Raw genomic sequence first — 23,035 nt, 5'->3', positions numbered from 1 at the left:
TAAAAACAGATAACTTGCCAGTACGGTAGGGGGATTATTTAGACAATTCTTATCTTGGAAGGAGGTGTTATTATGGGTGCAGCAGGATACGGTGGTGGTTTCGCTTTAATCGTTGTGTTGTTCATTCTATTAATCATTGTTGGAGCAGCATGGCTATAAGGAAAAGTGGAGGTGGTGTGTTTAGCCGCCGGAACTAGACAATTCTCAAAGTAAAAATATTAAAAGAAGAACACGGCACACGCCATGTTCTTCTTTTTTGTCGTAACCTATGTGAATAAAATTTCAATGTATGAAGATATTAAAAGGATGGTAATTAAAACATTTATCGTTCTAAATATCTTTGCGTGTTTTTCTTCCGGGATTTCTTTTTGCAAACAAAGGGAATTTGTTAGTTTATTAATGTTAAACAATATAAATATAGCAAAAATAATAAAAATGGAGATGATCACAAAATCCCTCCTTTAGGCATAATCATCAGTAAAGCGTTATTGATGCTTTGTAATTAAAATTTCAAAGCCATCTTCATTTTCCTCTATAAAAGCATTTCTCGGAGCTCTTACAATATTACTTGCATGGAGCAAGTCTGGAACAGATAATCCAATCTGGTAAGCCATTAAAATCGTAATATAGTGAACATAATGTTCAAATAAAAAGAATGATAGGCTTAGGAAAGTCGTAATCACGAATAAAGGCATAAGCAAGGCAATTAGAAATAATGTTTTTGTAATGGGCTCATGAACTCTAATTTCGATAATTGGATAGATTCCATATTTCCACTCGATTTTCTTTTTGATTTTTGGACCAAGATGAGCAATTGGTAAAAAATGCAAAAATTTATGGAGTGGATAGGTAAAGAGCAAGCCGAATACTAATACGGCAAAATGATTATCATATAGAGTAGTCGGCACTAATAAATGAGACATCATCATATATAATATAATAAATGCTAATAACATAGTCATCAAGGATATGATAAATAGTCTTTGAGGACCGTATTGTTTTGTGTAGTTAATTGTTTTCCAGCAATTCAAAAGTATCATCCCCCAAAAGGAGCTAGTAGAATAATTCGTCGATGTGAAATGTGAATCATGATCTCACTTCTGATACTTTACAATCAAAGAATAAAAAAATCAATAGGTTTCTTATTTCATTTTTAGTTATGTTTTGTGTAAAATAAGAGCGGACATAGATCATCTTTTGTCCAAATATCGATAATATACTCGAAAGAGGTTTTTTTATGGACCTTGATACCTTGCTAGAAAAAATCAATCGCCTTGAATATCATCAATCAATATTATTGATGATGATATCCAAAAGCGATGATCAGTTTTATAAATTAATTGTCGAAAAGTCTTTAAGTAGAAAGGACGTCGAACACTTTTTTGCAAAGTGTGAGGAGTTGACCATTGCACTTGAAGAGCAACAAGCGGAGGGTTTTGTCTATTTTGAATCTCTCTTTAAAAGCTTCAAGGACTCTTTGCATCCAAACCTCGATGCGAAAGAAGTCGTTCAAGCATGTCTCCGCCAAAAAATATATTTACCTTTAATGTTAGAATTGAAAAAATTTGTAAAATGATCCTTAAAAAGAGATTACACTAATTCTTTGGAAGGATCCTTTTTTGTTAAGGTCCCATCTTTATCATCGAATTCGTTTTCGATATTTTCAAAGGATCTTTCAAAAATCTCCATAAAATCATCCCCGTACACATTGCGGACAATGGCCATCATTTCTACGATTTCTGGAAACTTCCCATATAAATTTTTCAATGGCATGGCACCTGTAAATACTGAATTTTTATCTGGATCATAGGTTTCCATTAAGCTTAGTAAAAGTTCCTCGCCTTTTTCCGTTAATTTGATATACGTATTTCGTTTGTCGCTTTCTTTTTTAGAAAACTCGAGCAAGCCTCTTTCTTCTAATTTTTTAGAAAAATTGAAGGCTGTTGATACATGCATAACTCCAAATTTGGCTACATCTGAAATGGATGAACCGTTTAGGTGATAAGCAATCCATAAGATGTGGTGCTCATTGATATTTAAATCTGCTGGTTTAATCCATTGCTGCCAATCTTTCTCAATCGACTTCCATAACGCTTTGCTTAATTGTGCTATTCTTTGACTGAAAATCATCGCTTCTTTCATTGTATAATTTTTCTCTGTCATCCCCAACATTCACCCGCTTTAATATTCTTTATTTCATTATGCCAAGAAAACAATAAGAAATAAAGAAAAAATATACTAAATTTTTAGAAATTTTTTTACAAAAAGTTAAACTAAGGTAATAATTGGTCTTAATGGAAATATTAATCAGAAGGTTTTAGTAAACTCTTGGATGGTTTTTTAAATTTCTGTGCTTATATAAAATACGATTGGAAGCAGAAAATGTTTCACCGTAAAATGAACATTTTTATAATATATTACTTTTCTGCTTTAAAATATAAAAATCCTTCTTTTTTGTAAAAAAAAATACTGGTAAAAGAAGGATTTTGTCGGGTATTCAGTTATTTGATCGTCGACTCTAATTCTTGAATGGAGTTTTGTAACGTTTGTAACTCTTTTTTTAGTTGTTCTTCATGGGGTTTCATGTCAATCTTCCACGTCTCGACGAGTATTTTAACATCTTTTATAAAGGAGCTAATGCCATCCTTCCCTTCTTTAGTAAGTGCGGTTAAGGAACTTTTGAGTCTATCTAGATCCGATGTTAGTTCGAGTATCTGTTCTTTCCATATTTGCGTATTTTCTTTTATGTATGTTCTCGTTTCTTTGCCTGAAGAAGGGGTGGAAAGCAAGGTCGCAACTCCAGCGGAAATACCTCCAATTAGGAACCCCATCAGTAATGATTTTTTGTTCAACTACATTCACCTCTTCTAATATTTGCTATTCTTCCACTATTCGCTTCATAGCCACCTGAATTTTCGCATATATATGTATTATACCCTTTTTAAAGGATTTGAAGAAAAGATAAGCAAGGTGGCATGAAGATTTATTAGTTGGAGATAAAGGAGTGAGGATGGTTGGATGGTGTTATCTTTGGGTTATTCACTTTAAGCATGGTCTTAGTCTTTGGGGCCATTTATAATACATTGTCAATTAAAAAGCCAGGTTTTTATCCGCCAAAGAAAGTTTTAAAGAGACGAGCCCTCGCCTTAGGAGTGGTGGCAATCATCTGTTTATTTTTAGGAATGTTTGTAGCAGCCTTAAAATAAAGAGGCAAAAGAAAAGGAACCCAGAGAATGGGTTCCAAATTTTTAGTTGCTGACTGTTTGCCCTGTTGAAAGTTTTGTTCTTTTAACAACGGTTACGGCTACCGGATAAAGCACAACCATGGCGATTGTATTTGCAGCTGTTGCTGGTAAGACAACCCCTGCAAAAAGTGCTGCAAAAGGCCCTGGTAAGCCTACAATTAAAAAGGCAGAACCTAAAAATACAATTCCCGAAATAACTGTACCTAATGCTGTTAAAACGGCAACACTGATAATATTAGAACGGAGTTTCTTAAGAGCTAAAAATAGTCCAAAGAAAACAAAGGCTGTAATCGGCTTATCAATAATGTTTGGAATAAGTCCTCCTGGAAAAGTTGTTGTCAATCCGGAGATAACTCCAGTGACAATACTTAATAGTAAAACACTCTTTCTATCAGGGAATAGAACAATTCCTAAAAACATCATCGCTAGCATCATATCTGGCTTCATTCCAAAGACGATACCGGGCATCACCGCGTGCAATACAGCACCCATCCCAACTAATAGGGCAAGTGCAACAAGATTTTTCGTTTTCATTTCTCATCTCTCCTCATCTCGACTAACTTATCTTCACCTCTCCTACAGTGCACTCATTGCCTGTAGCGAAAAGCTTTCTCCTATTATATCATAAACATTTTTTTCGTCTATAAGCTAAAGACGTCTTTGAAACGATTTCATAAACTCAGCCAATTGAACGACATGGTCAACAGGAACAGCATTATAGATGGAAGCCCGGCATCCTCCGACAGAACGATGACCATTTAAGCCAACAAATCCTTTTTCTTTCGCCAAGCTTAAAAATTCCTTCGTCTTTTCCTCAGATGGCAATGTAAACGTCACATTCATATTGGAACGACTATCAGGTGTTGCATGACCTGTATAGAAGCCATTGCTCTCATCTATAACATTATAGAGAATTTTCCCCTTTTCGTTATTCCTTTTTTCCATTGCCTCTATGCCACCTTCTTGTTCGACCCAATCAAGGACAAGCTTAAGTAAGTAGATCGCAAGAGTAGGAGGGGTGTTATAAAGAGAATTGTTTTTGCTATAGGTTTCATAGCTAAGCATAGTGGGTAAATTTTCGGCAGGTGTCTGAATTAAATCCTTTTTCATGATGACGACTGTTACGCCAGAAGGACCTAGATTTTTTTGGGCGCCTGCATAGATGAGTCCAAACTGCTCCACGTTTAACTGCTTACTAAGAATGTCACTGGACATATCAGCAATTAGTGGAATGGATACATCAGGATAAGCTTTCCACTCAGTTCCATAAATCGTATTATTGCTTGTAATATGGATGTAGGAAGCATTCTGATCAAGTAGCTCAACACTTAGAGCAGGAATGGACCGATAATTTTCATCCTTTGTCGAAGCTAGAATGGAAGTAGTTCCATGCTTTTTTGCTTCTTTAAGGGCTTTTTCAGACCAAGAACCAGTTAAAACATAATGAGCAATTTTTCCTTCCGTTAATAGGTTCATCGGGATCATGGAAAATTGTAGGCTTGCCCCACCTTGAAGGAAGAGAATTTCGTAATCGTCTGGAATCGATAGTAATTTTCGCAGTTGATTTTTGGCACCGTTATGCACCTCTTCATAGTCCTTGCTACGATGACTTAACTCCATGACGGACATACCTGTACCGTTGAAATTCAATAAGTGCTTCTGTGCTTCTTGGAGAACCGCTTCAGGTAAAGCGGCAGGTCCTGCATTAAAATTTAGTGCTCGCGTCATTTTCTGGAACCTCCACTAACATAGAATTTTCACAACATTGCTTTAAAGAAGGAAAGTTTTATGTGATAAATTCTACAGAATATAAAAGAGGGTGTAAATGAATATTTTTTTAATAATCAAAAAAGGCACTTTTCGCAGGACATTTACGAAAAAAAAACATAATCATTGCGGAAACAACGTAAAAAAGACCTCTCAGAAAACTGAGAAGCCTTATTTTTTATAGATTTTTTTGGATAGCGATTGCCATTTGTTGATAATCTTCTGGCTTATACTCGCTTTGATGTGATTTCCAAACAGCTCCGAAGCCGTCACCTTCACCATAACGTGGGATGAGATGTAAGTGAAAATGGAACACTGATTGTCCAGCCTTTTCACCGTTGTTGTTGAGAAGGTTTAAACCAATTGGTTCATATGTAGCTTTTAAAGCATTTGCGATTTTCGGAACCGCTTCAAATAAGTTTGCTGCAATTTCGGGTGTAAGTTCATACAGATTTTCTTTATGTACTTTCGGAATGACGAGGGTATGTCCTTTTGTCACTTGGCTAATATCTAGAAATGCTACGACATGTTCATTTTCAAACACTTTTGCAGCTGGAATGTCGCCATCGACAATTTTACAAAAAATACAATCGCTCATGTCTAAGCTCCTTTCATTTTCATTTAGTATATTTTACCACAGGGATAACATAAAATAAAAAAAAGAACGGACAGGATCCGCATGGAATCCCGCCCGCCGTGTGAAGGGGAAAACTATTCCTTGTTCTCTTTCGGGTTATTCTCTTTGATAAACACCTCATTTACATGAATGTTATCTAGTGAGAAATCGATCCATAGTTCAAGCGTACCATCCCCTTATTTCTTTATATGTTTCTTCAACGTATAAAGCAGGTAGATAGTCTTTCGTCAACACCTCATTTTTTTATCAATGTGTGTAACGTTAGATCTTTTGGTTACATGAACTTAATAGTCCAATACAACCATCCCCTTATTTTGAACATAGGAAACGTCTTTGAGTGTTATATGCCTGCGACAGACACCCCACTTCAAAATTTTGATGATGTTTTTAAAATCATCTCTTTGTTTCCCCTTCGAATATTATCATGTCCCAAACGAAGTGAACTATGCATATAGCTATTTCTATTTTTTAGTAAAATAATTTGGTAAAATGAGGCTAACTACGTTTGGGAGTTGTTGATGATGACATTGCTACAAATCAATGATGTAACAGGGGGCTATACGCGGAACCCTGTTTTAAAAAATGTTTCATTTGAAGTCAATCGCAATGAAATGGTTGGATTGATTGGTTTAAATGGTGCAGGGAAGAGTACGACGATTAAGCATATTATTGGGTTAATGGAACCGCAAAAAGGAAATATCGAGATCAACGGGAAGTCAATTCAGGAAAATAAAGAAGCTTACCGCAGAGAGTTTACCTTTGTTCCTGAAACCCCGATTTTGTATGATGAATTAACTTTAGATGAGCATTTATCGATGACTGCCATGGCATATGGTTTGGATAAAAGTATTTTTGAACAGCGCAAAGAAGTATTATTAAAGGAATTCCGTATGAATAAGCGCTTAAAATGGTTCCCCGCCCATTTTTCAAAGGGGATGAAACAAAAGGTGATGATTATGTGTGCCTTTTTGGTGCAACCGAGTCTTTACATAGTCGATGAACCATTTGTTGGATTGGATCCTTTAGGGATTCAATCACTCCTTGATCTAATGAAAAAAATGAAGGATGAGGGAGCAGGGATCTTAATGTCCACCCATATTTTAGCAACCGCGGAGCGTTATTGTGATCGCTTTGTCATTTTACACGAGGGACAGGTAAGAGCGAAAGGAACGTTAGAGGAGCTAAGAGAGCAATTTTCGATGCCAAATGCTACACTGGATGACTTATACATCCAGTTAACAAAGGAAGAAGACTATGTTTGAGGAAAAGATTCTTTGGAAGCAGAGATTTGGGAATACAGTTAAGGAGTTAGGGAAGTATTTTCGTTACATTTTTAACGGACATATCGTGATTATTTTGGTGTTTTTAATTGGAACAGCTGCGTACTATTATCAGGAATGGATAAGTACGTTAAGCACAGATTTTCCAGTAGCGCTCATAATGGCGATTACTTTAGCTTTAGTGGTTACTATCAGCCCTATTTTTACTTTTTTATTGGAAGCTGACCGGATTTTTCTCATTCCTCTTGAGGAAAGACTTAAGCCTTATTTTCAGCGTTCTATGATTGTAAGCTTCTTTGTTCAACTATATTTGTTATTCATTGGGTTAGGTGTATTCATGCCAATGTATGCTCATGTAAATGAAGGGAGTTATAGTGGTTTCTTCTTATTTCTATTGCTCATGTGCCTGTTAAAAGGCTTGAATATCATCATTCGCTGGAGAGTGCAATTATATGTGGATGTGAATGTCCATCGCATTGACTCCGTTGTTCGTTATTTTGTCAATGGAGCATTTCTTTATTTACTTTTCTCTCATGCGACGATTTGGTTTTTTATTCCGATTGTTGTCATTTACGCTCTTCTATACGCTTTTTATTTTTCGCAAACAAAAGAGATGGGTCTCAAATGGGATTTCTTAATTGAACAGGAAGAGAGAAGGATGATGTCCTTTTATCGATTGGCGAATATGTTTACAGATGTTCCGAAGCTAAGAGACCAGGTGAAAAGGCGAAAATGGTTGGATTGGCTTTCTGGCATGCTGAAGTATCACCATGAGAGTGTCTATACACATTTATACGTCCATACGTTTATCCGCGGTGGAGATTACTTAGGAATTTTCATACGTTTAACGATGATTGGCATGCTCGCTCTTTATTTTATTACCTTTGGAAATGGACAAATATTGTTTGTTCTGTTATTCCTGTTTTTAACAGGCTTTCAATTATTCCCTTTATGGAATCATCATCAGAATAAAATTTGGATTCAATTATATCCTGTAGCGGAATCATTGAAGAGTAGCTCATTCAAAGGGTTTTTGACAAAGGTGTTGATGGTTCAAACATTATTGTTATCATTACCATTGTTTTTAAAGGCAGACTGGCTTGTTGGTCTTATATCAATTGGCACAGGACTCGTCTTCAGCTATGTCTTTGTAAACTTCTATAGAAGAAAAACGATTGTATAGAGAATAGGATCGTGGATATTACTTGAAACTAATTGGATGTATAGTCGTATGCTATATTATCACGTTGTTAAAGGATGTATCCTACATGAATCATTACGAGCAAAAAGCTTATGAGGAAGTGCAAGAATGGAAAAGAAAGCTTTTGAAACGCTCCAACTTAATTAAACGCGTATCGAAAAAAGCTCAGGAAAAAATAAATGAAAAGATCCCAGAAAAAGTCCATACTGTCATAACGGATAGCATTAAAAATATGGTAAAAATGACGGTAGCAGGTTCCAGCTTTACAACGAAAATGGAGCTGACAAGAAATTTATCGTTGGAAGAGCGAGAAAAAAAGCTCACCGAAAAGATTGCCGTTTATCAAAAAACAGCGACGGTTGAAGGTGCGGGAACAGGAGCAGGCGGCATTCTTCTCGGTTTAGCTGATTTTCCATTATTATTATCGATCAAGATGAAATTTCTTTTTGAAGCGGCGGCAGTCTATGGTTTTGATACGAAAGAATATGAGGAAAGGCTGTTTATCCTTCATATTTTTCAGCTCGCTTTTTCCAGTGATGAAAAGAGGAAAGAGACGCTTCAGATCATTGAGAATTGGGAGGAGCGGAAGAAAGAAATCATCGATATGGACTGGCAAGAGTTCCAGCAGGAATATCGGGACTATATTGATTTTGTCAAAATGCTTCAGCTCGTCCCGGGAATTGGAGCTATCGTCGGCGCTTACGCCAACTATAATTTAATGGAGCATCTAGGCGAAGTTGCCAAAAATGCCTATCGTATACGTATACTAGGAAGTGCTCCGAAACTTTATTAGACAGAAAGGGACATTACGGTGAGTAGTGTCCCTGATTTATATTTGTGGCTGGAGGGTAATACAGACGGAATTCGGACAGCGGGAGTATTAGTTTTTGGAGAAGAGTCCGAAAAGAGCCGTGCTTCGGACAGTAGGGTTTTCTATGCTCCGAGAACTGTCCGAAAGAAGAGAAATTCAAACATCCTGTTTAGTTAAAGGTTATTTCTTTTGTTTAGATATCGTAACTGTGACGACTATAATTGCAATAATGAGAATAGCAGCTATGAAATAGTAATTGAAGACTACATTCATTATGTGAAAAGGAGCTTCATGAACATAAACAGCATTCATCCATTGCTCATTATCCCTTACCGCGATGGCGGTGGAAGTTGATGTCCCCTTAATTTCGTAATATTCCGTTCCTTTTGGATAGTAATTTGACGCATCCCCATAATATTCTCCAGTCATATCGTCAGCTGACGTTTTAACTTTTCCTATGATTTTACCAATCTCGTCTTCTTTAATCATTTCTTCTTGTTTCACTTCATATACGTTCCCTTTCCAAACAACAAAAGGGTAAGCCCATTCTAATGCTTGAGCAGTGGAAGAAAGGAGTGCTACTTGTAATAAAGATATTACTAAAATTTTTTTCAATAGACTTTTCATCCTGAAATCCGCCTCTCATATGAAAGTGCCTTCTGAATTTTAGTCTTTTAACTTTACGTATTGTTCGAGATTCTGTTCCTCTATGTAGTTAATTGTCTCTTTTGTTTTCGAATAGTGGATAATGTGCTCTCGGATGTTTGGATAAAGTTCAATAGAATGTAAATCGTCTAAACTTATCCATTTCACGCCAGTTTGATTCGGGTCTGGATTAGCTGGCATTTGAGGGGTGGAGCCATCCTTTATTTTACATTCAAACATGAGCTGTAACGATTGAACACTCCCATATTTTTGCTCATTTAAATGTGGTGCGTATTCATAAACCATTGCTAATGGGCCCACTTCAACATCAATAGACGCTTCTTCTTTTGCCTCTCTTTTAACAGCCTCAATAATCGATTCATTCGGTTCCACGCCGCCAGCAGGGAGATTATAATGTATCCCTCTATGATCATTGAATTCTACTAACAAAATGGAATTGTTTTCGATAATGAGTGCACAAGCTCTAACTCTAATGTGATAAGGCATGAATCGTCCTCCGTCTCTTGAATTTTATTCTGTACATATCTTCGCATTAATTGCTATTAATGTAAAATAATTTGGAAATTTATAAAAACTTTGGCGATCTATGAGAAAATAATGGTATTCCTTACGTTATAAGTAGTGTAAAAGCTTTTACAAAAAGTTAAGGAGAAAATCTATGAAATCCAATGATACGAATTTTATCCAACGTCTCCAGACTGGAAGGGAAGACGCTCTTGAGTATATCGCCTCTTATGAAAGGGATCGTGCGAAAGGTCCTTGGGCCACTTCATCAAGAAGAGATGGTTGGCGAATGTGTAAATGATATCTTTCTATCGATCTGGCAAAATGCACAAAAATTTCGTGGTAACGATGAGATAGATTTCAAGAAATGGATTTGCGCCATTGCTAAATATCGTGCGATTGATTATTACAGAAGGGGAGTTAAGAGGAAAGAACTCTCCTTGGAGCACATAAAAGTACCTATTTCTCTTTCGATGGAGTTTGATCATGAGGATGAACTATTGGAGTTGATTAGCCAATTAGATCCAATGGATCAGAAGATTTTTATGATGAGGTATTTGATGGATTTCAACTCAGAAGAAATAGCAGAAAAGTTAAATTTGACTAAGTCTGCGGTCAATAACCGAATTCATCGGGGAAAGAAGAAGCTGAAGAGTGGAATTTTTAGCGAAGGCGGGAGGTACTTGTATGAAGGACATTTATGATTTTCTAAATGATGTTGATTTAGATGTAAGTGAATTTGAAAATATAGAAGTAAGCAAGAAAGAAAGAGAAAAAGTAAAAAGAGAATTGAAAAAGAAAATTAATAGAAGAATGCCTTCAGTATGGAAAAGAACTATGACTGCTGCATCCATAGCAATTGGTATTTCTTCAGTTTCACTTTTTGGATTATCGTTTACAACCTTTGCAGATGAAATTCCCGTAATAGGTGGGATTTTCAAACTGTTTAATGATAATGGTTTATATGAAAATTATGATGCTAATGCAAATAAGTTGAATCTTGTCCAGGAAGATAAGGGGATAAAAGTAACAATTAAAGAGGCAATTTTTGATGGGAGGATTATTTATGTGACCTATGAAATAGATAGTGAGAAAGAGCTTGAGGTAAGAGATAATTTAGGAAATGTATATTTGGACAGTTCTGTGAAAGGGGATAACCATAGAATTTTTTATAATTCCATTACACTAAAGAAACTTGATCCTGAAGCATCTAGTTTAATTATCACACCAATCGCAGAACTCACTAAAGCAGATGGTAAGGATGAGAATGGGAATATTTATCGTATGATCAATAGCAAGGCTCCAATGGAATCCTTTGAACTAGCTCCCATAATTGTTGAGATAGAAAAATAATAGTTGTAAAAAGTAACCACCACTGTGTAAAAATAATACAGTGGTGGTTTATTTTGCTCAATAAGAGAAGAGTAACTTCTTTAATTTATGGTTTAGAAAACCCTTAGCTATACGAGGAGCTCCAGAGCTCTTTTTGAGTAAGCAACGAAAAAACTCTTAGAAACCAACATATTTACTGCTTTACCTCATAAGAGTAAGTAGATTTCTTAAGAGCTTTATTTCTTCTTAAGCTCAAAGTAGAAGATAGATCTTTCTTTAAGAAATATATAAGATTGATTACTGCAAAAAGAACGACTAGTAGGAAGAAACCACAAGCTGATAATACACTAGCTGACCACATGGAATTGCTCATGTCATATAGATTAGAAAATAAGATGATACATAGGATATTGCCGATTAGGATGGAACAGGCTGACCATAAAGTAATTTCTCGTAAATAGAAGATTAAAATATGTTTACTTTTCCAACCTATAGATCGGAATACACCAATCTCATGTTGTCTTGCTGTTAATAAAGAACTTAAAGCTTCTCCTAAAGTAAAGATCGCGAGTAGGTATGCACAGATAATTAAAAGGAAGTGCCAACCACTCGTTTGTAAATTTACGTATTCTCCAAGTAGAGTTACATTTGTTTGTTGGACTGTTTCTGTTAATGATAGATATACATAAGTAGATAGCCCACTTACAACAATAAGCTGAAGAAAGGGAGAACGTATGAACTTACTATAAAATTTGATATTTTTTAAAACCATACTTTTCAAAACCAATCCTTTTTTTGGTGTTGGTTTTTTACGATGTGAATTCTTCCCTACTGAAAGAGACAAGATTAGAATGGTCATAATAGATAACCCAGTATGCCATAAATAGATAGAACTTGGTCCATCTTGCAAAATTTGATAGATCACGATTCCTACGAATGAAATGGCCCAAGCAACCCCTGTTAACAACAGAATTTCCAATCTTAATAGTTTCAAAATATATTTTCGATTCCAGCCAAGATACGTAAGCGTATTAAGTTCATTTTCTTTTGACACTTGCCAAAATAGAAAACGGTTAATGATATAAGTAAAGGCAACAAAGAAAAAAGCGATACTAAGAATCAAATTTGTCAAATCCCACTGAGATACTAGAGTTCCAGATGCACCGAGGGTCGTCCAAGATTCAGTGACGGTTCCAAGTCCTTCTATGTCAACCTCTAGATTTTGAGGGGAGGCTCCCGCAACGACAGAAACATGAAGTCCCATTGCCTCGATTTCTTTCGCAACCTCTTCAATTTTTTTAGCGGCATCTTTCGTATAGCCGCCAATCCCAGCTACTTTTACACGAATGGCATCAATGGGTTGTTCCCCTTTGATCAATGATGCTGAATGAATATTTGTCACGCCAGATGTAGCAGGGGTGACAAAACTTCCTGGTTGAGTGGTTGCTTTCACCGTCTTGACTGTTCCATCTTCTTCCGTGTATGTAACAGGTGCTTGTTGATAAATTCCAAGGGGACTAGATGCCAGAGTTTCCTCTCTTTCTCCTGGATCGAACTCACCGACTGGATCAATAACCCAAATGGGCTCCTGAGTATCAAAGGATTCCATCATCGTCATTCCAAGTGTTTCGACCTCTCTATAGATGGGGACTCCATCTTTCTCCCCTAGCTTTGGAACTGTTAGTCTGCCATCGTTTTCTATATACTTTGGTTGACCAGCACGATAGTATTGCGAAGTGTTATTTAAATCTAATACTTGAACATATCCATCTCCTGCTTCTAAATCGCTAATTTCACCATCCTCATTGATCCTAAGGGCTGTATTTTGATAAAAAGGATTTAGCTTTGAACCAAAGTCAATCGTGAGATTTTCTGATTGAATGGGTGGTAAGTGGGTAATTTCCGTAAGAAAATCTTCGCGAACTTGGGAACTTATATTTAACAGTTCATGAAATGTAACAATATTGACATCATCTTTTTTAAATTCATCTGATAATCCTAGTACATCACGATAATTTTTTGTATCTTCAGGACCGATATCCAATCGGTCAATCGTGCCTGTTAGCTCAACTGGCACAAATGAATCTTTGTTGTCGAGCACAGGAATAAGTGTAGCATTGGGATATGCACTTTGGTACATTCCCCCATAGCCGGTTTTTGGCTTTTCTTCATCAATCCCATCAAAGACGATTCCAGTTAATTTCTCTTCTTCCAAAGGATCAATTCCAACCAACAAATGATAAGTGACAGGTAGGGGGAATTGAACAGCTTCTCCCGTACAAAGTTCTACTAAGCTCATAGAGAAGATATTCTCAAATTTTGGATACCATCTCTTATATCTAACAGGGAGAGTACCAGCTGTTTCTAACATGGCACATACATATTGTTCGCTGATAGGATATTGATTAATCCCATCTGTCGTTACATATTGAGCAACATATCTTGTGGATTCTTCAGGGAACGGCAAACCGATGTTTGTGTTAATTCCAGTAAAATAACCTAAGGAGGCAACGGGGGCAGCAATTTCAATGTCAGTGCGTTCCTGAATCTTATTCCACTGACTGATTGAAATACCACCCTCACCAAACCCAATGTAATTTTCAGGAACAATTCCTTGCTTTTTTTCTATTTCGCTTTCAATTTCGAGAGGGCGCACGAGTAAATCATAGCTACCACGACCATAAAAGGTAATATCCGACTCTACTTGTTTTTGTGAGTTTTCCAAAAAAGACATGACGAAAGGGGTGATAGAAAAAATGAGAATAAATGCAAATATAAATAGTAAGGAAGACCCTAATCGATGTCTAAACTGTCGGTATATAAGTCCTTTCATGTTCTAATCCTCTCTTTCAGAATTCCATCTCGTAAATAGAGAATTTGATCGCCGAAGCTTGCGATTTCCTCGTCGTGAGTAACTAGGATAATTGTCATTCCGTCTTGTTTTAAATCATTCAAGCAGGATAAAACATTATCTCGATTTTCACGATCTAAATTTCCTGTTGGTTCATCACAGAGTAATATTTCAGGAGAGTGTACCATCGCTCTCGCAATCGCTGTTCTCTGCTTTTCTCCACCAGATAACTCGCCTGGCAAATGATGCAAGCGATGGATCATTCCTAATTGAGTTAACATTTCAGTAGCTCTTGTTTCAATTTCTTTTTTCGGTTTATAGGGCCACTGAGGAAGCATCACATTTTCAAGCACGGTGAATTGTTCCAAGAGCCTATAATTTTGAAAAATGAATCCGATTTTATCTCGGCGGAAATTTTGAAGATGATCATCAGAAAGCTGAGCTAGTTCTGTGTCTGATATTCTCACTTCTCCTGATGTGGAACGTTCCATACCACCAATTATATTTAATAGAGTCGTTTTACCAGAACCAGATGGACCCAATATGGTAATCCACTCGCCTTTTTCGATGGATAAAGAAACTCCTTTAAGGGCATGTACGGTGTGAATACCGTTGTATTCAACCTCAACATTTTCTAAATGGATAATACTCATTAATCACAAGCCTCCTTATGAAAACTGTCCACATTTTAAGTGAACAGTCTTAATTGAATAAATTTGATGAAAATTATAATGGTTTAGTTAGATATTTAATAACTGTACCACTTGCGATATGAAGGTGACCACTTGCGTCTTCAATACGAATTTCAGGTTTGTAAATTTCATATGGAGCGCTAGAACTGTAGCGATATGAATATTTCATAGAATTACTATTACTGCTGGCATTTATTAGGCTAAATCCAAACATTAGTTTTTTGAACATGTTTTATAACCTCCAAATATTAGGTGATTGCAATCCCAAAATCATCATATAGTAGTTTCCTATTTTTGTAAACTATTTATTTTAAAAATTCTAAAAAATTTGTCAAAAATAGTTATAATAGGTCATAAAAGTTTCGAATTCAAGTAGAATCGTCCGAATTATAGGGCGGTGTCATCATATCTACTATCGTTTATATTTTGGGTTTCCGTTTTTGATCAAAAAGAAGAGACCTCAAAGGCCTCTTCACCAATAGCATTATAATGAAACTTCTTTTTTCTGAGCCTTATATGTCAGGGCAGCTGAACCTAATGCCTTTGCAGCCACTAATAACGCTTTTTCATCGATATCGAATTTAGGATGGTGATGCGGATAAGCTACAGGTACGCCTTCTGGTCTTGCGCCTGTGAAGAAGAATGTCCCTTTTACATGCTGCAAATAGTAGGCAAAATCTTCTCCACCCATTTGGAGTTCCGCTTCCTCCACCGTTTGGACAGAAGGGATCGACTTAACGCATTCCACAAGAAAATCTGTTTCCTCTGCATGATTCACGACGGCTGGATAGCCTCGGTTAAATTCATACGAATAATCGCAGTCAGCAGCAAGACATGTTCCTTTGACGACTCTTTCAATCTCATTTTCGATAAAAGTACGGACATCTTCTTTAAAGGTTCTTACCGTACCAACTAGTTTCGCTTTATCCGCAATGACATTAAAGGCATTCTCAGCAACAAAAGAACCAACAGAGATGACGGCTGAATCAACAGGGTTCACTCGGCGACTGACAATTTGTTGTAGATTAAGAACGAGTTGAGAAGCAATGACGACAGAATCCTTCGTTTTATGCGGTTGTGCCCCATGTCCACCTTGACCTTGGATCTGGATTTCAAAACGGTCAGCGGCAGCCATAATCGGACCAGTTCGGTATTGGATTTTTCCAGTAGGTTCACTTGCCCAAAGATGTGTTCCGAAAATCACGTCAACTCCATCTAAGCAACCGTCTTTAATCATGGAAATCGCGCCACCTGGTGCATATTCTTCAGCATGTTGATGAATCATGACATATGTACCTTCCAACTCATCCTTTAGTTCATGTAAGACTTTTGCGAGCACTAGTAGTGTCGCCGTATGACCGTCATGTCCGCAAGCATGCATGACGCCAGGATTAAGAGATTTATATGGTACATCGTTTTCTTCTTGAATTGGAAGAGCGTCAAAATCGGCACGAAGGGCGATCGTTTGTCCAGGCTTGCCACCGTAAATTTTTGCCACAACCCCATTGCCACCAACATTGCCTTTTACTTCAATTCCTAAATTTTCATAATAGCTTTTAATGTAATTGGCTGTATTGACTTCCTTAAAAGAGAGTTCCGGATTTTGATGCAAATAGCGTCTAATCGAGACCATTTCATCATAATAACCTTCTAGCTTTGAAAATAACTCATTGATCATTCTCAACACTCCTTGTTATATAAAAATTTAGTCTATTGCGATAATTATAACAGAAGTATTGAAAGATGGCTTACGATTTATTTTGGGGCACGAAAAAAAGGAAGCGAGATTTGCTTCCTTATCTATTTCTCCATTTATCAACTAAGTACTGCACTGCATATAAGATATAAACTTTATAGTGTAAATAGAGAAAGAATTGTGTGCGGCTGAAACGATAAAGACCAACGATTTTAAACTTTTTTAACAAGTCCATACCAATAAAAGCAAAAAGAGCATTTGCTACCGCATTAATCATGACAAATTTTACAAAGCTACCTCGTGAAATTTTAAATATCCACATCGATAAGGGCATGTAAATCCCAAGATCAAAGGGAAGTTCATCTCTGAAAAAATTTCTTGGTTTTTCAATGAAATTCCACCATTTCTTACGATTTCCATACCAATGATTTACCGTCTCAAAAATCGCGATTGTCACTCCTGAAACAGCATACCGCTTAAAATCACGCTTGCCATAAAATAATAACGACAGCCATGGAGTGATGAGGATTATTAGGTTGAATATTTTGTGTTTTGATGTCATGAATGTTTCCACCTCAATCTTAAATAATCTCCATTACTTATATAAAATATCCAATAAATGACTAATTTAAGCAGAGGTTATGCGAATAGAAGGGAAATTAAAAAGGATGAGCTTTTCGCTCATCCCGTAACGATTAATAACTTAAAAATTTTACACAAACAGGGTCTGGAACTGTAATATCGGATTGCAAAAGTGTTAGTTTTCCTGTTTCAGTGTCCCTAGCGAAGAGAACAAGATTGCTTGATTCTTGATTAGAAGCAACGATAAATTTTTCAGATGGGTCAAGGACAAAATCTCTTGGCCAATTTCCTTCGGTGTTTGTATGCTCAACAAAAGTGAGCGTTCCGTTTTCTTCGTCCACTCTGAAGACAGCTATACTATTATGGCCTCGATTTCCTGCATAAATAAACCGCCCATCAGAGGAAATGTGAATCGCACTTCCTTGATTATTTTCATTAAAGGTTTCAGGTAGTGTTGATATGTACTGAATTTCAGTAAAACTACCTTCCTTTTCATTGTAAGTAAGAACGATCACTTCCGAGCTAAATTCAGTCATCACATAGGCATATTTTTGAGTCGGATGAAAGACAATGTGACGTGGACCGCTTCCAGCTTTTACGGTTAGCTGTTTTTTCTCCCTTAAGACACCATTTGAAATCTCATAGGTAAAGACTTTATCGACCCCTAATTCCACTGCAATGACAAACTTTTCATCTGGAGTGAAAGCAGAGTAATGGGTGTGAGGTTTTTCCTGACGAGGGTCTGGACCAGAACCATGGTGTTCCGCAACAGAAGCAGCAGGAAGAATGGTTCCGTCCTCATTTATCAAATAGGATTCAATCGTCCCTTTGTGATAATTGGCAGAGAAGACATTTTTGTTTTCCTTTCCAACACTTACATGGCATGGAGGTGATCCTGCCGTGGTCACTTTATTTAAGTGAGTGAGTTCTCCTGATTGTGGATCGAGTGAAAGGGCGGCCACTCCACCTTCATCTCCATCTTTAACGACCGAGTATATGTATTGATTGTTTTCACTTACGGTTAAATAAGTAGGATTCTCCAGCTCAGCAGCTACCTGAACATCCGTTATGTTAGAAAGAGAGGTATCTAATGTAAAAGAATAGATGCCTTTACTATCACCTTTCGTATATGTACCAACAAATCCAGTATATTTTGTCATATGTATTCCTCCATCTCCTGAAATAATCGCTTTACTATTTTTACCATCACCATAAATAACATACGGCTTGATACCCATTAGTGTACTAAATTGCAAACGAACCGTACAGTAACAGACCTCCAGCTTTTTTGGAGGCCTGCCTTTCTTCTATATTAAAAACATCGCTACGATTGTCGTCACTACAAGCCCGATGGTGACGGGTAATAAATTTTTACGGGCTAGTTCAAATGGGTCAACATTACAGATGGCAGCTGCAGGAATCAGCGCCCAAGGAACTAGAGTTCCACCGCCAACCCAAATCGCAGAAATTTGCCCAAGAGCAGTTAATGTGGCAGCCCCTGCACCGATCGAATGGGCAAAAAGATTGGCGATCGAGCCTGCAAGAGAGATCCCTGAAAAGCCTGAACCATCCAAGCCTGTAATGGCGCCAACCGTTGTTAACGTAATAGCACCAATTTCTTTGCTTAATGGAACAACTGAAGCCAGTGCAATCCCTAAATCATTGACAATCCCTTCCGAACTACTTGGTAAAAACTCGCCGATAATTGTAAAAAAACCAGCATCTCCTAAATAGAAGAAAGCAGCAATAGGAATGACAGGGACAAAGACTTTAAATCCAAATTGAAACCCTTCCACTAAAAACGCCGTTGTTTTCTCAAGTCCTTTATTTTTATGACTAACGAGTGTGATCATGAGAAGGATAAAGATTGCTGTTCCACCTACAAGAGCGGTTGCATCTCCTCCTGATAAATCGAGTACAAACATGGCAACGACATCTAACAGAAATAACAGTGGAACAAAAAGAGCAAAAAATCGTTTTTGATTCGTGCTGAGTAGGTTTTCTTTTTCGTCTTGAGTTTTTTGAAGTGCTGTATTTCTATCGACAGTCAATTTCCCGAGTTTCATATCCCTTTTTAAAAAGAAAAAGGCAGCAATTGTCGTCGTAACACCCATGACAGCCACTAAAGGAATACTTGCCTGGAGGACCTCGCTAACTGGTAATCCAGCTGCATCTGCTGTTAGTTTTGGTGCAGCTTGAATAATAAAGTCTCCAGATAAGGCAATTCCGTGCCCAAACAAGTTCATTGCCATGGCAACACCAAGAGCTGGCAAACCGACCCTTAAAGCAACGGGAAGAAGTACTGCGCCTAAAAGAGCAACAGCAGGTGATGGCCAAAAGAACCAAGAAATAACCATCATTAAAATCCCGATCGTCCAGTAAGCGAGCGCAGGTGTACGGATAAATTTTGCAAAGGGAGAAATCATGACATCATTTATTCCGGTAGATGTGAGTGTTTTACTCATGGCGACAATGATGGAGATCACGAGAATGGTCGAAAGAAGTTCGGTAATCGCATAAATAAAACTTGTAAAAATACTACTGACAGATGTACTTATAGAACCTGTAGCAGTTATCGCAATAAGAAAGATTCCAACAATACAAACGAGTGTTGTGTCACGCCGCATGATCATAAATCCAATAATCACGAATATGACCAAGACGTAAATCCAATGTAGCGCCGTTAATTCAACGCCCATTTTCATTCCTCCTAATGATCAGTTAATTGGGCATTTGCCCTGAATGTGTTAACAGAATATGTTGGAAAATGAAATGAGTGCGGAGGATACGTAAAAAAAGAACTCCGCCTCTAGACGGAGAAAAAAACATCCATAGGTTGTTTTTATTTATGAAAAAAATAGTAAACTAATAAATAAGATTACTTCGAGTTATTAGAACAGATCGCTGTATGGAAGAAGGAAGGGGAAGCTTGTGAAGCATAAATCGATCAATCAAACTTTATTTGCTTTATTTTTACTAGCGTTAGGAGTTGTTCTCCTATTAATCAATATTGGTGTCATTTCCATGGAAATGAAAGAAATTTTTGTCGTTTTTTATCCTTTTCTTCTTTTTATTATTGGTTTAAGCATGTTATTAAAAAATCTCCTGCGTAAAGGGAGAAAGAAATTCACTTTTAGTACGCTATTACTATTATTCTCTTCACTATTAATTTTGGATAGATTTGAGGTCATTTCGTTACAATTCATGGATGTATGGAGGCTTTGGCCTGTATTGATTATTCTCATTGCTCTTTCTCTTTTATTTAAAAATAGTACATTGAAAATTGATATAGACCTATCCTCGAAAGATAAAGAATTTGTAACTGACAATGGTAGTGAATTTCAAGAAAAAAAGAAAGTTAGTGGTTGGATAGGAGACGTCAGTTATAAAGATAGCAATTGGGCATTAGAACCGATGGAACTTAACAATTCAATTGGAGACTACTTCTTTGATTTTAGTAAAGCTTTTATCCCAGAACGAGAAACGCAGATCGTCATTAATGGAAGGGTCGGGGATGTGAAGATGATTATTCCGGAGAATATTCCAGTAAATATTCAAGCTCATTCGAAAATAGGGGATGTTCGAATTTTTAATAATAAGGGAGATTCGTTAAATAGTAGGGGCATGTACTATAAATCACAGGACTATGATGAAGCGACGAGGAAATTAAAAATAACGATAGACATTAAGATTGGTTCTATTCGAATTGATAAGGTGTAGGAGCGAAGGTATGAAAAAATTAACGAGCATTCGATATTCGTTTTTACAAAGCTTTTTGATGATGGCCTTTATAAATACATTAATCCTGTTTGTTGGATTTCAAATATTGCTTTTTAATCAAGACTTTGCAACATTAACGATTGAAACAATCTTTTGGTTTTCCTTTATCGTCCTTTTCGTGTTTTTACTTGTTGGTGCCTATTTTGCGTTTCGATCAAGCTCACTTCTAAAGGGAAGATTAACGGATGTTTTCCTCTTTATTTCTTCTTTAAGAAGTGGAAAGGTTTCTGAACGCATCCAAGTGAATGAAAAGGATGAAATCGGACTTATTTCAGAAGAGTTAAATCATTTAGCGGGTTATATCGAGGAACAGAAGCATTCATTGCAGAGGCTGGCAGATACGAAAACATCATTGGCACAGTCAGCACATGCTGCGGTAGTGATGGAAGAAAGACAAAGGCTTGCTCGTGACCTACATGATGTGGTCAGTCAGCAGTTATTTGCTTTAAGCATGATGTCTTCCGCCACATTACGATTATTTGAGAATAATAGAGACAAGGCGAAGGCACAGCTAGAAGAGATTTCAAAAATTGCTGCAAATGCACAAGGTGAGATGAGAGCACTGCTTCTACATTTGCGTCCTATTCAACTTAGTAATGATAGTCTTTGTGACGGGGTTATTAAGCTGATCCAAGATTTAAAAGGGAAAACGAATTTAGACTTTCAAGCTAGCATTGATGAAATCGTTCATATTTCAAAGGCAACTGAAGAACACTTATTCCGTATTATTCAAGAAGCTCTTTCGAATATTTTACGTCATGCCGAAGCATCTAAAATCACGATTTCCTTAACAGAGGAAGAGAATTATATCTCTTTGTATATTGCTGATAATGGCAAAGGATTTGATCCGACGATTGACCGAGTAGCATCCTATGGGCTCAAAACGATGCGTGAACGATGTGAAGAGGTCGGTGGAGTTTTTAATATACGTTCAAAAGAAAATGAAGGTACATATATCGATATTCGCATACCATCTACTAGGGAGGGGTAAGGAATGATCAAAGTAGCAGTTGTTGACGATCACGAAATGGTCAGAAAAGGGATTATATCTTACTTAATTACGGAACCAGAGATTGATATTGTAGGAGAAGCATGTAGTGGAAATAAAGCTGTTAAACTTGTACTTGAGAAAAAGCCAGAGGTCGTGTTGATGGACTTATTAATGGAAGATGGAACAGGGATTGACGCAACAAAAGAAATTTTAAAGCATGAGCCTCATTGTAAAATTATTATCATTACTAGTTTTTATGACGACGAACAGGTCTTCCCAGCCATTGAGGCTGGAGCCTTTAGCTATATGCTTAAAACAGCAACAGCGGAAGAAGTAGTTAAAGCGATTCGTAAGGCGGTTTCAGGAGAATCAGTGATTGAACCCAAAGTCGCGAACCGCATGATGATCCGACTAAGACAACAAGAGAAAAAGCCTCATGATGAGTTAACAGAAAGAGAGTTAGAAGTGCTCATGTGCATCGGAGAAGGTATGAATAATCAAGAAATTAGCTCAGAGCTATTCATTGGCATAAAAACAGTTAAAACCCATGTTAGCAATATTTTAAGTAAACTAAATGTCGCCGATCGTACTCAAGCTGCTGTTTATGCCAATCGCAATGGAGTGATTAAGAATAAAGAATAGAACAAGTCGAAATTTTGAACTTTTCACGAGGAAGCACTCTTTATAGGGTGCTTTCATTGTCTACCAGGAATTTATAATTCCCTCGATTTGTGGATAAGTGTTCGTATAAACAGTAAGAGTATCGGTATGGAAAAATAACAGGAATAATTCCGCTTAATGAGCAACCATCATGAAAAAGAGCCGAAATAACAGGAAAAATTCCTGCTATTCACTCAAAAAATGCCAAAATAAACGCTTTTGCCCTCCATAAGCGGAAAATCTTCCGTTATTTCCCCAAAAGGGACTTCATTGTGGAGATAACAGGAAAAATTCCGCTTAAGGGGGAGAGATGTTTGGATCGAATTAGACAAACCGGAAG

The 23,035-nt window shown here is 37.0% G+C and carries 26 protein-coding genes and 1 pseudogene; 11 read left to right on the top strand and 16 right to left on the bottom strand.

Going from position 1 to position 23,035, the window contains the following annotated elements; all coding sequences use genetic code 11:
* Positions 1-72 precede the first annotated feature (72 nt).
* Complete coding sequence (locus AA0X71_RS17395) at positions 73-159, top strand: YjcZ family sporulation protein (protein WP_413362657.1); 87 nt, start codon at positions 73-75, stop codon at positions 157-159.
* Between the two features lie 107 nt (positions 160-266).
* On the opposite strand, the gene AA0X71_RS17390 is transcribed toward AA0X71_RS17395, so the two are convergent.
* Both AA0X71_RS17390 and AA0X71_RS17385 read right to left on the bottom strand, forming a co-directional pair.
* A complete protein-coding gene (locus AA0X71_RS17390) occupies positions 267-446 on the bottom strand; it encodes a hypothetical protein (protein WP_413362655.1) in 180 nt (59 codons plus the stop codon).
* 39 nt (positions 447-485) lie between these two features.
* Positions 486-1,040: a DUF3267 domain-containing protein gene (locus AA0X71_RS17385; RefSeq protein ID WP_413356567.1), complete on the bottom strand. Its 555-nt coding sequence runs from the start codon at positions 1,038-1,040 to the stop codon at positions 486-488.
* Positions 1,041-1,237: 197 nt separating this feature from the next.
* On the opposite strand from AA0X71_RS17385, the gene AA0X71_RS17380 reads away from it, so the two are divergent.
* Positions 1,238-1,576: a DUF1878 family protein gene (locus AA0X71_RS17380; protein WP_413356566.1), complete on the top strand. Its 339-nt coding sequence runs from the start codon at positions 1,238-1,240 to the stop codon at positions 1,574-1,576.
* Between the two features lie 14 nt (positions 1,577-1,590).
* On the opposite strand, the gene AA0X71_RS17375 is transcribed toward AA0X71_RS17380, so the two are convergent.
* Both AA0X71_RS17375 and AA0X71_RS17370 read right to left on the bottom strand, forming a co-directional pair.
* A complete protein-coding gene (locus AA0X71_RS17375; RefSeq protein ID WP_413356565.1) occupies positions 1,591-2,163 on the bottom strand; it encodes an HTH-type transcriptional regulator Hpr in 573 nt (190 codons plus the stop codon).
* A 338-nt stretch (positions 2,164-2,501) separates the two neighbouring features.
* On the bottom strand, positions 2,502-2,852 hold the full coding sequence (locus AA0X71_RS17370; RefSeq protein ID WP_413356564.1) for a YtxH domain-containing protein: 351 nt from the start codon (positions 2,850-2,852) through the stop codon (positions 2,502-2,504).
* Positions 2,853-3,014: 162 nt separating this feature from the next.
* On the opposite strand from AA0X71_RS17370, the gene AA0X71_RS17365 reads away from it, so the two are divergent.
* Positions 3,015-3,206, top strand: coding sequence for a hypothetical protein (locus tag AA0X71_RS17365; RefSeq protein WP_413356563.1), 192 nt, complete (start codon positions 3,015-3,017; stop codon positions 3,204-3,206).
* Between the two features lie 42 nt (positions 3,207-3,248).
* On the opposite strand, the gene AA0X71_RS17360 is transcribed toward AA0X71_RS17365, so the two are convergent.
* The 3 genes from AA0X71_RS17360 to AA0X71_RS17350 form a co-directional block, all read right to left on the bottom strand.
* Positions 3,249-3,779 carry a tryptophan transporter gene (locus AA0X71_RS17360; protein ID WP_413356561.1) on the bottom strand — a complete coding sequence of 177 codons (531 nt, stop codon included), beginning with the start codon at positions 3,777-3,779 and terminating at the stop codon, positions 3,249-3,251.
* Positions 3,780-3,893: 114 nt separating this feature from the next.
* Positions 3,894-4,973 (bottom strand): 3-phosphoserine/phosphohydroxythreonine transaminase, encoded by a 1,080-nt coding sequence (serC, locus tag AA0X71_RS17355; RefSeq protein ID WP_413356560.1) that lies wholly within the window; start codon positions 4,971-4,973, stop codon positions 3,894-3,896.
* 217 nt (positions 4,974-5,190) lie between these two features.
* The gene (locus tag AA0X71_RS17350) at positions 5,191-5,610 is read right to left on the bottom strand and encodes an HIT family protein (protein ID WP_413356559.1); all 420 of its coding nucleotides are present in this window, start codon (positions 5,608-5,610) and stop codon (positions 5,191-5,193) included.
* Positions 5,611-6,170: 560 nt separating this feature from the next.
* Here AA0X71_RS17350 and AA0X71_RS17345 point away from each other — a divergent pair.
* From AA0X71_RS17345 to AA0X71_RS17335, 3 genes are all read left to right on the top strand, one after another.
* Positions 6,171-6,911 carry an ABC transporter ATP-binding protein gene (locus AA0X71_RS17345; protein WP_413362653.1) on the top strand — a complete coding sequence of 247 codons (741 nt, stop codon included), beginning with the start codon at positions 6,171-6,173 and terminating at the stop codon, positions 6,909-6,911.
* Positions 6,904-8,112, top strand: coding sequence for an ABC transporter permease (locus tag AA0X71_RS17340; protein WP_413356558.1), 1,209 nt, complete (start codon positions 6,904-6,906; stop codon positions 8,110-8,112). The genes AA0X71_RS17345 and AA0X71_RS17340 overlap by 8 nt, the downstream gene beginning before the upstream one ends.
* A gap of 85 nt (positions 8,113-8,197) precedes the next feature.
* The gene (locus tag AA0X71_RS17335) at positions 8,198-8,923 is read left to right on the top strand and encodes an EcsC family protein (RefSeq protein WP_413356557.1); all 726 of its coding nucleotides are present in this window, start codon (positions 8,198-8,200) and stop codon (positions 8,921-8,923) included.
* Positions 8,924-9,121: 198 nt separating this feature from the next.
* Here the strand turns inward: AA0X71_RS17335 and AA0X71_RS17330 are convergent, their stop codons facing one another.
* Complete coding sequence (locus AA0X71_RS17330) at positions 9,122-9,556, bottom strand: hypothetical protein (protein ID WP_413356555.1); 435 nt, start codon at positions 9,554-9,556, stop codon at positions 9,122-9,124.
* A gap of 51 nt (positions 9,557-9,607) precedes the next feature.
* Positions 9,608-10,093 (bottom strand): NUDIX domain-containing protein, encoded by a 486-nt coding sequence (locus AA0X71_RS17325; RefSeq protein ID WP_413356554.1) that lies wholly within the window; start codon positions 10,091-10,093, stop codon positions 9,608-9,610.
* A 172-nt stretch (positions 10,094-10,265) separates the two neighbouring features.
* Here AA0X71_RS17325 and AA0X71_RS17320 point away from each other — a divergent pair.
* Together AA0X71_RS17320 and AA0X71_RS17315 are read left to right on the top strand one after the other, a co-directional pair.
* Positions 10,266-10,815 (top strand): annotated as a pseudogene (locus AA0X71_RS17320) (sigma-70 family RNA polymerase sigma factor).
* Complete coding sequence (locus tag AA0X71_RS17315; RefSeq protein ID WP_413356553.1) at positions 10,799-11,464, top strand: DUF4179 domain-containing protein; 666 nt, start codon at positions 10,799-10,801, stop codon at positions 11,462-11,464. Before AA0X71_RS17320 ends, AA0X71_RS17315 begins: the two are co-directional and overlap by 17 nt.
* A gap of 172 nt (positions 11,465-11,636) precedes the next feature.
* Here AA0X71_RS17315 and AA0X71_RS17310 read toward each other — a convergent pair whose 3' ends face one another.
* From AA0X71_RS17310 to AA0X71_RS17280, 7 genes are all read right to left on the bottom strand, one after another.
* Positions 11,637-14,276, bottom strand: a complete 2,640-nt coding sequence (locus AA0X71_RS17310; RefSeq protein WP_413356552.1) for an FtsX-like permease family protein — start codon at positions 14,274-14,276, stop codon at positions 11,637-11,639.
* Positions 14,273-14,947 carry an ABC transporter ATP-binding protein gene (locus tag AA0X71_RS17305; RefSeq protein ID WP_413356551.1) on the bottom strand — a complete coding sequence of 225 codons (675 nt, stop codon included), beginning with the start codon at positions 14,945-14,947 and terminating at the stop codon, positions 14,273-14,275. Before AA0X71_RS17305 ends, AA0X71_RS17310 begins: the two co-directional genes overlap by 4 nt.
* A 73-nt stretch (positions 14,948-15,020) precedes the next feature.
* Entirely contained in the window at positions 15,021-15,215 is a 195-nt protein-coding gene (locus tag AA0X71_RS17300) for a hypothetical protein (RefSeq protein ID WP_413356550.1), read from the bottom strand.
* Between the two features lie 255 nt (positions 15,216-15,470).
* Positions 15,471-16,664, bottom strand: a complete 1,194-nt coding sequence (locus AA0X71_RS17295; protein WP_413356549.1) for a M20 family metallopeptidase — start codon at positions 16,662-16,664, stop codon at positions 15,471-15,473.
* A 118-nt stretch (positions 16,665-16,782) separates the two neighbouring features.
* Positions 16,783-17,244, bottom strand: coding sequence for a hypothetical protein (locus tag AA0X71_RS17290; RefSeq protein ID WP_413356548.1), 462 nt, complete (start codon positions 17,242-17,244; stop codon positions 16,783-16,785).
* Between the two features lie 133 nt (positions 17,245-17,377).
* Entirely contained in the window at positions 17,378-18,424 is a 1,047-nt protein-coding gene (locus AA0X71_RS17285; RefSeq protein ID WP_413356547.1) for a lactonase family protein, read from the bottom strand.
* Positions 18,425-18,571: 147 nt separating this feature from the next.
* Positions 18,572-19,963: a hypothetical protein gene (locus AA0X71_RS17280; protein ID WP_413356546.1), complete on the bottom strand. Its 1,392-nt coding sequence runs from the start codon at positions 19,961-19,963 to the stop codon at positions 18,572-18,574.
* Positions 19,964-20,195: 232 nt separating this feature from the next.
* On the opposite strand from AA0X71_RS17280, the gene liaF reads away from it, so the two are divergent.
* The 3 genes from liaF to AA0X71_RS17265 are packed head-to-tail and all read left to right on the top strand — an operon-like array spanning position 20,196 to position 22,677.
* Positions 20,196-20,984, top strand: coding sequence for a cell wall-active antibiotics response protein LiaF (liaF, locus tag AA0X71_RS17275; RefSeq protein ID WP_413356545.1), 789 nt, complete (start codon positions 20,196-20,198; stop codon positions 20,982-20,984).
* Between the two features lie 10 nt (positions 20,985-20,994).
* Positions 20,995-22,035 carry a sensor histidine kinase gene (locus AA0X71_RS17270; RefSeq protein ID WP_413356544.1) on the top strand — a complete coding sequence of 347 codons (1,041 nt, stop codon included), beginning with the start codon at positions 20,995-20,997 and terminating at the stop codon, positions 22,033-22,035.
* Between the two features lie 3 nt (positions 22,036-22,038).
* On the top strand, positions 22,039-22,677 hold the full coding sequence (locus tag AA0X71_RS17265) for a response regulator (protein ID WP_413356543.1): 639 nt from the start codon (positions 22,039-22,041) through the stop codon (positions 22,675-22,677).
* Positions 22,678-23,035: the final 358 nt, after the last annotated feature.

Origin of the sequence: Robertmurraya phoenicis, assembly GCF_047302285.1 — a bacterium.
Taxonomy (GTDB): Bacteria; Bacillota; Bacilli; order Bacillales; family Cytobacillaceae; genus Robertmurraya.
The sequence above is the reverse complement of the archived record's forward strand: the minus strand, read 5'-3'. Positions and strand labels throughout refer to the sequence as shown.

Coding starts and splice junctions, on each gene's coding strand:
- AA0X71_RS17395 (WP_413362657.1), top strand. CDS start 73: ATGGGTGCAGCAGGATACGGTGGTGGTTTCGCTTTAATCGTTGTGTTG.
- AA0X71_RS17385 (WP_413356567.1), bottom strand. CDS start 1,040: ATGATACTTTTGAATTGCTGGAAAACAATTAACTACACAAAACAATAC.
- AA0X71_RS17380 (WP_413356566.1), top strand. CDS start 1,238: ATGGACCTTGATACCTTGCTAGAAAAAATCAATCGCCTTGAATATCAT.
- AA0X71_RS17375 (WP_413356565.1), bottom strand. CDS start 2,163: ATGACAGAGAAAAATTATACAATGAAAGAAGCGATGATTTTCAGTCAA.
- AA0X71_RS17360 (WP_413356561.1), bottom strand. CDS start 3,779: ATGAAAACGAAAAATCTTGTTGCACTTGCCCTATTAGTTGGGATGGGT.
- serC (WP_413356560.1), bottom strand. CDS start 4,973: ATGACGCGAGCACTAAATTTTAATGCAGGACCTGCCGCTTTACCTGAA.
- AA0X71_RS17350 (WP_413356559.1), bottom strand. CDS start 5,610: ATGAGCGATTGTATTTTTTGTAAAATTGTCGATGGCGACATTCCAGCT.
- AA0X71_RS17345 (WP_413362653.1), top strand. CDS start 6,171: ATGACATTGCTACAAATCAATGATGTAACAGGGGGCTATACGCGGAAC.
- AA0X71_RS17340 (WP_413356558.1), top strand. CDS start 6,904: ATGTTTGAGGAAAAGATTCTTTGGAAGCAGAGATTTGGGAATACAGTT.
- AA0X71_RS17335 (WP_413356557.1), top strand. CDS start 8,198: ATGAATCATTACGAGCAAAAAGCTTATGAGGAAGTGCAAGAATGGAAA.
- AA0X71_RS17325 (WP_413356554.1), bottom strand. CDS start 10,093: ATGCCTTATCACATTAGAGTTAGAGCTTGTGCACTCATTATCGAAAAC.
- AA0X71_RS17315 (WP_413356553.1), top strand. CDS start 10,799: ATGAAGGACATTTATGATTTTCTAAATGATGTTGATTTAGATGTAAGT.
- AA0X71_RS17310 (WP_413356552.1), bottom strand. CDS start 14,276: ATGAAAGGACTTATATACCGACAGTTTAGACATCGATTAGGGTCTTCC.
- AA0X71_RS17305 (WP_413356551.1), bottom strand. CDS start 14,947: ATGAGTATTATCCATTTAGAAAATGTTGAGGTTGAATACAACGGTATT.
- AA0X71_RS17300 (WP_413356550.1), bottom strand. CDS start 15,215: ATGTTCAAAAAACTAATGTTTGGATTTAGCCTAATAAATGCCAGCAGT.
- AA0X71_RS17295 (WP_413356549.1), bottom strand. CDS start 16,664: ATGATCAATGAGTTATTTTCAAAGCTAGAAGGTTATTATGATGAAATG.
- AA0X71_RS17290 (WP_413356548.1), bottom strand. CDS start 17,244: ATGACATCAAAACACAAAATATTCAACCTAATAATCCTCATCACTCCA.
- AA0X71_RS17285 (WP_413356547.1), bottom strand. CDS start 18,424: ATGACAAAATATACTGGATTTGTTGGTACATATACGAAAGGTGATAGT.
- AA0X71_RS17280 (WP_413356546.1), bottom strand. CDS start 19,963: ATGGGCGTTGAATTAACGGCGCTACATTGGATTTACGTCTTGGTCATA.
- AA0X71_RS17270 (WP_413356544.1), top strand. CDS start 20,995: ATGAAAAAATTAACGAGCATTCGATATTCGTTTTTACAAAGCTTTTTG.
- AA0X71_RS17265 (WP_413356543.1), top strand. CDS start 22,039: ATGATCAAAGTAGCAGTTGTTGACGATCACGAAATGGTCAGAAAAGGG.